This is a genomic window from Sporomusa sp. (genome assembly GCF_057736855.1).
In genome coordinates this window covers 1-9160 of sequence record NZ_JBYKYF010000112.1, presented here as the reverse complement: position 1 = coordinate 9160, position 9160 = coordinate 1, and the positions used below count along the sequence as shown (strand labels likewise).

Below are 9160 nucleotides of genomic sequence, written 5' to 3'. Positions count from 1 at the left end.
CTTAAATACCATTCTCAAAATTATCGGTATTGCCTATGTAACTGAATTTGGTGCCCAAGTTTGTCGTGATGCTGGCGAGGGAGCCGTTGCCGGAAAAATTGAATTTGCCGGTAAAATACTCGTCATGGTGATGGCTGTTCCAATCATCGCTTTGGTACTTGATACTATCGTAAGACTCATTCCTTAAGGTGGAGTGTGTGTGAAAAAACTAATAATAGCGTTAATGCTGATTTTCTGCAGCAATATTGCCTGGGCAGCACCAGAGCCAAATCAGGCAATACCGTTTGATCTGCTGGAAGAGTCATCAGTCCATAATATAAATCAATTTATTCAGGCGATTAATAAAGAATTACATGAAGATATTCCTTTATTGAATACCGAAACCATAAAAGATATTGCTACCAAAGGGCTATCTTTTCAGTGGCAGACAGTAAGTAATAAGATGATTGCCTATTTTTTTAAAGAACTAGCAACAAATATTCATCTTATGGGAAAACTACTGTTTTTGGCTGTTTTGTGTGCACTATTACAAAATTTGCAGAACTCATTTGAACAATCTACGATTTCATTATTAGCCTATAGTGTCTGCTTTATCTTCCTATGTGTCATTGCTTTAAGCGCTTTTTATCAGGGACTATCACTTGCCAGAGAAACCGTAAGCAATATTGTTGGTTTTATGGAAGCCCTGCTACCGCTACTCATATCACTATTAACCGGAGTTGGCGCTATCACCTCAGCAGCGCTGTTTACCCCCTTAATGCTGTTTGTAGTTAGTGCAACAAGTGTTGTTGTTAAAGATCTTATCTTACCATTACTGTTTCTAACAGCCGTCTTAGAATGTGTCAATTACCTATCTGGCAAATACAAACTTAGTAATTTAACTAGTGTACTCAAACAGGCTGGAATGATGATCCTGGGGTTAGTACTGGTAGTATTTATCGGTATTGTAAGTATTCAGGGTGTAGCTGGCAGTGTTGCTGACGGTCTGACTCTGCGAACAGCAAAATATGCAACCGCAACCTTTATACCAGTAGTAGGCAAAATGTTTGCCGATACAGTTGAGTTAGTTATGGGTGCATCATTGTTATTAAAAAATGCAGTAGGCATCTTTGGAGTGTTGACCATTGCCCTGCTTTGCGCACTACCACTTGTCAAACTTGTTTCGCTAGTAGTAATTATTAAAGTTGCCGGTGCCCTGATTCAACCAATGGGTGATGAGAATATGGCTAAATGCCTTGAGGCAATGGGTAATAATTTATTATTAGTATTTGCTGCGTTACTCACTGTTGTCCTGATGTTATTTTTAGTTATTACGATGATTATCGGCGCTGGTAGTGTTGCCATGATGCTCCGATAGATTTGGTAGGTGATGGGATGATTGATTCCCTTACGACTTGGATTAAAGGCATAGTATTTGTTGTACTGTTTGCCTCTTTTGTGGAATTATTGCTGCCTAGCAACAATATGCAGCGATTTGTTCGCGTAATTTTGGGCTTGTTTATTCTGCTGTCTATTTTACAACCCATTATCAGCATGATGGAAAACCGCTGGATAGACGACTTACAACCAGCATTAGCAACCCGGTCGGTCATTCAACCAAACGAAGCTGATATTCTAAAAGCTACCAATCATGTTATCGATAAGCGAGAACAACTAGCCCGTGATATCTATATAAAGGATTTAGCCAAACAAATCAGAGCAACAGTATTGGCTATCGATGGAGTAGCTGATGCCAAAGTGACAATAGACTTAGATAGTACTGCCGATCAGGGAAGTAAAGATATAGGCAGAATAAAAAATGTGATCGTGTATATTGAACCAGGGATTACTGCAAACGAACGGAAAATTGCCAAAATAACAGTTGGAAGTACGAGTTCCTCTGCATCCTCAGAAAATATAGCACAATTATCTGACATGGTTATTAATAAAATCAAACGAACAGTAGCCGAGCTTTATCAGCTTAAAACCAATCAAATTGAAGTTAAACGGTTACATTAAGGAGGGGAAAAGCTATGACGGCAATAAAAGATTCGTTAAAAGAATGGCTTTCAGGAACAAAAAAAGTAATGCCAAGTCAACTATTAAAAGAGGGTGTTGTAAACGCCAAACTAATCTGGTTGGGACTACTCGGTGTTATGTTACTGCTTGTTGGTGGGATTTACGAAAGCAATTCCACTAAACCTTTACCCTCAATCCCCCTAGAAACTGCCCCACCTACGCCAATGGTTAGCCGCAGTTATGAAGAAGCGCTCGAAAACAAACTTGCCAATCTTTTAGCTCAGGTAAAAGGAGCAGGTTCGGTATCGGTAAGTATTATGCTTGATACTGGCAGTATGCAGGAACATGCCAAAAACATTACTAAAGAAACTAAAACGGTGCAAGAAAAAGATAATACTGGCGGTACCCGTACTACAACAGAAATTAAAGAAACAGAGCAGGTGTTACTGAGTAGAGAAAATGGTATTGATAAACCGGTTATGGTCAGGGAATTTAAACCAGTGATTAAAGGTGTGCTAGTTGTCGCTGAAGGCGCATATGACTCTACAGTAAAAGCCAATTTGACTAAAGCGGTTGAGGCCGGTTTGGGGATTCCACCATATAAAATTACAGTTATGCCCCAAAGAAAGTGAGGTAATAGCTATGAAAATAATATCGGTTTTTTCTTTAAATAAGTTAGGAAAATTCGCTACATTGGTTGTAATAGCAGGTATTTTTTCATTACTGCTCAGTGGCATCTGGAATTATGTTCAAAGCACCTATCTAGTTAGAGCTGACAGGTCAAATGCAATGCAAGTTACCAAGCCAGTAGTCTCAGAACAGGTTGTCCCTGCTATGGCTCCAGATTTTTTCACCGAATATCGATTAGAACGGGATAAAATCAGAAGTGAAAGATCTGATCTTTTGCGAGAAATTATTAAGAACTCTACAACCGAAGATACTAAACATCAGGCGCAAGCAACCATTTTAAAAATGACACTGGAAAAACAACGTGAGGCAGAAATGGAAAATCTAATTAAAGCCAAAGGTTTTAGTGATGCTCTTGTATTTATTAGTGACAATTCAGTAAGTGCCGTAGTCAAAACCACGGCCCTGACCCGGGAAGAAGTTATGCAAGTGGCTGAAGTTATTAGCCGAATTGCCGGCGTTAAACCAGAAAATATAACAGTTAGTGCCAAACCATAAGTCAGATGCGCATGGGATGATCACTTTTCTGCTGCCTTCGCGGAGCCAAACACAAGTAGTCTTTTCTTTATTGGTTAATTTGTAAAAATGGTAAAAGCTTGGTATAATAATATAGATACATAGGAGCTTCTGTATAGACGTTACTTTTTGGTGGGGTCTATGCCCTATTGTAAGGTTAGTCGCCCAACTTCCGGGAAATTTCCTACACTTCACCAATCCGAGTTGAAATGGTACACGTAGGTTAGTCACCCGGAATATTGGGTATTCTGCATTTTGAGGGGAGGATTCGAGTGGATAAACGTCTGGAAAAGACTGAGCAAAACGATGTTGGTTCTATTCGGATAGCGGATGAAGTTGTTGGCATTATTGCCGGACTTGCAGCAACCGAGGTGCCTGGTGTCGCCGGAATGAGCGCCGGTTTAGTTGGCGGTATTGCTGAAATGCTAGGCAAAAAAAACCTTTCTAAAGGTGTGAAAGTTGAAGTTGGCGAGAAAGAAGCTGCAGTGGATTTATACATAATTGTTGAATACGGTGTACGCATACCAGATGTTGCACTGCGAGTGCAAGAGAATGTTAAACGAGCCATTGAGTCAATGACTGGCCTAGATGTTGTGGAAGTCAATATACATGTTCAAGGCGTAGGCTTTGCCCAAGACGCGAAAGAAGATGATATTAGGGTAAGATAAACATACGACTTGCGCTTAGTATTGGCAAGACGTAAACCAATAGTATCCTCATGCAGAAAGTTAAGCTTACTGGCCAAGATCAAGAAAAGAACAAACTAGGAAAGGCAAAGAAGGGAGACGCTATGGGAATCATTGACCGCGTTATACTATCGATTTACACGTTTTTCTTAGCGTTTTTGTCAGTTAGCGTAATTCTCCTAGCTTTACGCCTTATTCCTTTGGAATTGGCGTGGACAAGTCTTACTTATGTGTATGGTCAATGGGAAGCTTCGCTGATTGGTGCTGTTTTTTTTCTTATAAGTATCAGACTACTGTTAGCTGGTCTCCGGTCCCGTAAAGTGAAAAACACCATTGTTCATCATAATACCATGGGAGATGTGCATATTTCGCTTACTGCTGTAGAAAATCTGGTGGAGAAAGTCACCAGACATATCCGCGGTGTACGTGATGCTAAAGTCAATGTTTCAATGGCTCAAGAAAGTATTATTGTTCAGATGAAAGTAAAAATAAGTCCTGAAAGCCATGTACCGACTGTGGCCACTGAAATTCAAAACCGTGTTTATGAACATGTAAAAAATACGGTAGGAATCCAATTAGCTGACGTTCAAGTTATGGTCGAAAGTATTAGCAACGACTTTAAAACAAAACACCGTGTCGAATAGGGGTGTTACCATGAATTCCAAGCTTTTAGAGGAAATCTGGCAAAACCATAGTGGAAAACTTATTGGCACTGTATTGGGATTGATCGTCGGTATTCTCATTTTAATTTTTGGTTTTTTCCAAACAGTATTTGTTATTTTTTGCGCTTCGGCTGGCTTTATAGTCGGCAAACGCATTGATCAAAAAGAAGATATCATGGAAATATTGGATAAACTATTACCACCGGGTTACAACCGGTAGTAGCTTAAGAGAAAGAGGGACATTATGAGCCGCAGAAAGGCCCGTGAAATGGCTGTTCAAGCATTATTTCAACTTGATTTTAACTCTGGAGTTACCAGTGAAGAAGCACTTGCCTCTGTATTTAACGAGCGCGAGGAACCAATTAATGAAAGTACCAAGAACTACGCCAAAGCCTTGGTAGAAGGTACCAAAAATAACTTGGCCGCAATTGATAAATATATTTCTGATTTATCGCGAGAATGGAAACTTGACCGCATGGCCGGAGTCGATCGCAATATTGCCCGCATGGCTATTTACGAAATGAAATATAGTGAAGAACGTTTACAACCTGGTGTTGCAATTAATGAAGCCGTTGAACTGGCGAAAACGTTTGGAACTGAAGACTCCAGCCGGTTTATTAATGGAATTTTAGGGTCAATGGTTAAAAATAAAGAGCTATGAGTTACGTATTGGGAATAGATACCAGTTGTTACACGACTTCGGTTGCCATATTAGATAAGCAAGGAACGCTTGTTGCCGATTGCCGGCGCATTCTTGAAGTAAAACCAGGTTCCAGAGGACTTCAGCAGTCTGAAATGGTATTTCAACACACACGTAATCTTCCTAACCTTTTTGTGGAGGCATGTTTACATATTAATAAACCTATAAACTTTAGCGCGATAGGAGTATCAGCTTATCCCAGACCGTTGCCAGATTCCTATATGCCAGCTTTTCTGGTAGGAGATGGCTATGCCAAAGTATTGGCTCATAGTCATGCAATCCCGTTACATCGCATTAGCCACCAGGAAAATCACATTTTTGCCGGAATACGTTCAGCCGGTGGACCGAAAGCTGAGCAATTCTTAGCTGTACATTTATCTGGCGGAACAACCGAGATTGTTCAGGTATCACCGGCTAGTGCATTATCTGAATCGGGACGACTAGCAATTAAGCTTTTGGGTGGAAGTCTGGATATTCATGCCGGGCAACTGGTCGATCGTATTGGCGTTTTATTGGGCTTACCCTTTCCTGCGGGTCCCCAACTGGAAGCTTTAGCAGCTTCCGCCATCGAACCACCCATTCCCATACCAGTAACTGTCCGTGAAGCATCGGTAAGTTTTGCTGGACCTGAAACCTATGTACGCAAACTGGTTGACCAAGGAGTAGATGCAAGGACAATTGCCGCCAGCGTCGAATGGTGCATTGCCCGCGCAGTCACTGCTATGATAACATTTGCGATTACTACTACCGGACTTAGCGAGGTATTACTTGTTGGTGGAGTAACTGCAAATAAGTGTATTCGAAAATATCTTATCAACCAATTGGTACATACCCATATCGCTCAATTATACTTTCCTGATACAATATATAGTCCAGACAATGCTACAGGAGCCGCTTACTTTGCCTTAACCTGTTTGTAGCAGTATTTTCTTCACATTTCCCACCCTGTTGCATATGATACATAAACATGTGCCAGGGGGGCGACACCATGATATATTATATCCTACTGGGTGTCATAATTGGGTCTGTGATCGGATATATAGTTCCACTGGGCTATTTCTTCTGGTTCGTAGTGGGCGCTGTAACTGGCTATTGGGCCCACAGTTACTTCGGATCCAAGTTTTAGATAGGAAAACAAACTCTTTACCAGACTTCTGTCTGGTTTTTTTTGCAACTATAAGGTATTATTAATAAAAGTGTGGATATGTTTTTTCACCACAATGAATGGATACCGGGTGGAATAAAATAACTATGAGTAATATATATACCGTCAGTGAACTAACAAAATATATTAAAAACTTGCTTGACCGTGATAGTAGACTTATGTCAGTATTTATCAAAGGTGAGCTATCAAATTTTAAAGCCCACTATTCAGGTCACTGTTATTTTACACTCAAAGATGCTAGTTCCCAAATTAAAGGGGTTATGTTTAAAAGCCGCGCGCAATTTTTAAAATTCGAACCACGTGATGGGCTTAAAGTTGTGGCCTTTGGCCAAGTAACAGTATTTGAACGGGACGGGCAATATCAGCTATATGCCGAACAGTTAATACCGGATGGAATCGGTGAATTAAGCCTGGCATTCAATCAGTTGAAAGAAAAATTAGCTGCAGAAGGGCTATTCGACGACAGTCGCAAGCAGCAGTTACCGCTCCTACCAAAGGCCATCGGCATTGTAACGTCACCTACCGGAGCTGCACTTAGGGACATTATAACCGTAGCCAAACGCCGTCACCCTGGTATACCGCTAATTTTGTATCCTGTGCAGGTTCAAGGACTGGAAGCCCCCGGACAAATCGCCGAAGCCATTCGTGTCTTTAACCAATTAAAAAATGTAGATGTTATTATCGCCGGTCGTGGTGGTGGCTCCATTGAGGAATTATGGGCTTTTAATGATGAGCAAGTAGTACGGACCATTGCCGCATCCAGTATTCCCATCGTGTCGGCAGTCGGACACCAAACGGATTATACGTTAGCTGACTTTGCTGCCGACTGCCGGGCGGCAACTCCCTCTCATGCAGCAGAAATGGTTGTGCCTGATGTTTATGAGCTGAAAAGATATATCAAAACACTACAAACCATGCTGGAAAATAATATCCGGACTTATATCAAACAAAGACGGCAAATCGTTCAGCAATTGAAAACCAGCCGAGTATTTACGCAACCGGAAAAACTGCTTGCTGAACATCGACAATTGGTCGATTCCTTGGTTGAGAGATTAGGACAAGCAGCAAAAAAAATCGTTATGACCAAACAGCAAGATGTAAAACTACACGCGGAAAAACTCGCTGTACTTAATCCACTTGCAATACTTGCCCGTGGTTACAGTCTGACTCGTACCCCTGAAGGACAAGTGATTCGTTCTATCAATCAGGTAGAACCAGGACACCAATTAGAAATTATTTTAAAAGATGGGCGACTCGATGTTTCAGTCGTCCGAGTAAGGGAGAGCAAAAATGGCTACGAAAACAAATAGTAAGCGAAATAATGTATGTTTTGAGGACGCTCTTGGCAAATTAGAAGTAATTGTAAAAGAGTTAGAAGCTGGTGATCTGCCATTGGAAGAAGCGTTAGACAAATTTAGCCAAGGCATAGCACATGCCAAACTATGTTTCGAACATCTCAGCGCTGCTGAAGCCAAGATTGATAAAATTCTACGGCAGGAACAAGGGCAAATCGTTGAACAACCACTTGACTTAGTGGAGGGGAACTCATTATGAAAAATGCTTTACTTGCTCAATATTGTCAGACTAAAATCAGCCTAATTGATGAAACCCTTTCACAATATCTTCCTAGTGAAGGCTATCCACCCATTATATACGAAGCCATGCGTTACAGTGTATTTGCTGGCGGTAAGCGTCTCAGACCCATTATGCTTATGGCGGCTGCAGACGCTGTGGGTGGTGATGGTAACGATTATTTGCCAGTGGCATGTGCGCTTGAAATGATCCACACCTATTCGCTCATTCATGATGATTTACCAGCTATGGATAACGATGATTACCGTCGAGGTAAACCCACTAATCATAAGGTATATGGCGAAGGTATGGCAATTTTAGCTGGTGACGGTCTATTAACCGCCGCTTTCAGCGTAATGCTTTCGCAACCAAAAGTTGACCCGGCTGTATTGATTGCAGTTGCCAGGGAGATAGCTGCCGCTGCAGGTGCTGCTGGCATGATCGGCGGTCAGGCTGTTGATCTTATGTCGGAAGGAAAAACGATTGATAGTAGGACATTAGAATATATGCACCAAGCCAAAACTGGGGCTTTATTTAAAGCAGCCCTACGGGCCGGAGCTATGTTAGCCGGAGGCACCGATAGCCAAATTACTGCCTTAACACGGTATGCAGAACAATTTGGTCTGGCATTCCAAATTACTGACGATATCCTTGACGTGATTGGTACGCAAGAAAAAATCGGCAAACCGGTAGGCAGTGATATAAGAAATAGCAAAGCAACCTATGTCACCTTACACACATTGGATGGAGCAAAACAATTAGCTCAGCAAGCAGTAAATAATGCGCTACAAAGTCTGGACGGATTTGGTCCACAAGCAAATATACTGCGCGAACTGGTAAATTATTTAATTTCTCGAGAAGCCTGAGGTGCAGACAATGGCCGAATTCCTAGCTGGAATTGGAAAAAATGTGATTTTAATGACCACTTTAACTGCTTGGTTTACGGCACAATTGTTAAAAACAATGACCGCTTATTGGAAGCATGGAGCATTTAATGCCGAACGTCTTGTCGGGGCGGGCGGCATGCCCAGCTCCCATACCGCGTTAGTAGTCAGTTTAGCTGTCGGAATTGTTCTTAAAGATGGTATTGAATCTGACTTATTTGCTGTAGCAGTAGTGTTAGCTGGTATTGTTATGTATGATGCTGCCGGAGTGCGCCGGGCGGCAGGTAAAC

Annotated in this window: 14 protein-coding genes; all 14 read left to right on the top strand. The window is 41.5% G+C overall.

From position 1 onward, the window contains the following. Positions 1–187 (top strand): stage III sporulation protein AD (spoIIIAD, locus tag AC29Z1_RS09070; RefSeq protein ID WP_488271138.1); only part of this gene is annotated, 187 nt, incomplete at its 5' end. A 12-nt stretch (positions 188–199) separates the two neighbouring features. After that, positions 200–1357, top strand: coding sequence for a stage III sporulation protein AE (gene spoIIIAE, locus AC29Z1_RS09065; protein WP_488271137.1), 1158 nt, complete (start codon positions 200–202; stop codon positions 1355–1357). Between the two features lie 17 nt (positions 1358–1374). Then, the gene (spoIIIAF, locus tag AC29Z1_RS09060) at positions 1375–1998 is read left to right on the top strand and encodes a stage III sporulation protein AF (protein ID WP_488271136.1); all 624 of its coding nucleotides are present in this window, start codon (positions 1375–1377) and stop codon (positions 1996–1998) included. Between the two features lie 14 nt (positions 1999–2012). Beyond that, on the top strand, positions 2013–2630 hold the full coding sequence (locus tag AC29Z1_RS09055; RefSeq protein ID WP_488271135.1) for a hypothetical protein: 618 nt from the start codon (positions 2013–2015) through the stop codon (positions 2628–2630). A 10-nt stretch (positions 2631–2640) separates the two neighbouring features. Further along, positions 2641–3183: a SpoIIIAH-like family protein gene (locus AC29Z1_RS09050; RefSeq protein WP_488271134.1), complete on the top strand. Its 543-nt coding sequence runs from the start codon at positions 2641–2643 to the stop codon at positions 3181–3183. 290 nt (positions 3184–3473) lie between these two features. Beyond that, on the top strand, positions 3474–3869 hold the full coding sequence (locus AC29Z1_RS09045) for an Asp23/Gls24 family envelope stress response protein (RefSeq protein WP_488271133.1): 396 nt from the start codon (positions 3474–3476) through the stop codon (positions 3867–3869). Positions 3870–3919: 50 nt separating this feature from the next. Continuing rightward, positions 3920–4531 carry an alkaline shock response membrane anchor protein AmaP gene (gene amaP, locus AC29Z1_RS09040; protein ID WP_488271132.1) on the top strand — a complete coding sequence of 204 codons (612 nt, stop codon included), beginning with the start codon at positions 3920–3922 and terminating at the stop codon, positions 4529–4531. Between the two features lie 10 nt (positions 4532–4541). Beyond that, positions 4542–4769 carry a DUF2273 domain-containing protein gene (locus tag AC29Z1_RS09035; RefSeq protein WP_488271131.1) on the top strand — a complete coding sequence of 76 codons (228 nt, stop codon included), beginning with the start codon at positions 4542–4544 and terminating at the stop codon, positions 4767–4769. 24 nt (positions 4770–4793) lie between these two features. Beyond that, positions 4794–5210: a transcription antitermination factor NusB gene (nusB, locus tag AC29Z1_RS09030; protein WP_488271130.1), complete on the top strand. Its 417-nt coding sequence runs from the start codon at positions 4794–4796 to the stop codon at positions 5208–5210. Further along, positions 5207–6169, top strand: coding sequence for a Kae1-like domain-containing protein (locus tag AC29Z1_RS09025; protein WP_488271129.1), 963 nt, complete (start codon positions 5207–5209; stop codon positions 6167–6169). The genes nusB and AC29Z1_RS09025 overlap by 4 nt, the downstream gene beginning before the upstream one ends. A 331-nt stretch (positions 6170–6500) precedes the next feature. After that, positions 6501–7724, top strand: a complete 1224-nt coding sequence (xseA, locus tag AC29Z1_RS09020) for an exodeoxyribonuclease VII large subunit (protein WP_488271128.1) — start codon at positions 6501–6503, stop codon at positions 7722–7724. After that, a complete protein-coding gene (gene xseB / locus AC29Z1_RS09015; RefSeq protein WP_488271127.1) occupies positions 7705–7968 on the top strand; it encodes an exodeoxyribonuclease VII small subunit in 264 nt (87 codons plus the stop codon). Before xseA ends, xseB begins: the two co-directional genes overlap by 20 nt. Next, positions 7965–8852, top strand: a complete 888-nt coding sequence (locus AC29Z1_RS09010; protein ID WP_488271126.1) for a polyprenyl synthetase family protein — start codon at positions 7965–7967, stop codon at positions 8850–8852. The genes xseB and AC29Z1_RS09010 overlap by 4 nt, the downstream gene beginning before the upstream one ends. A 10-nt stretch (positions 8853–8862) precedes the next feature. Next, on the top strand, positions 8863–9160 hold a 298-nt coding region (locus AC29Z1_RS09005; protein WP_488271125.1), incomplete at its 3' end, for a divergent PAP2 family protein.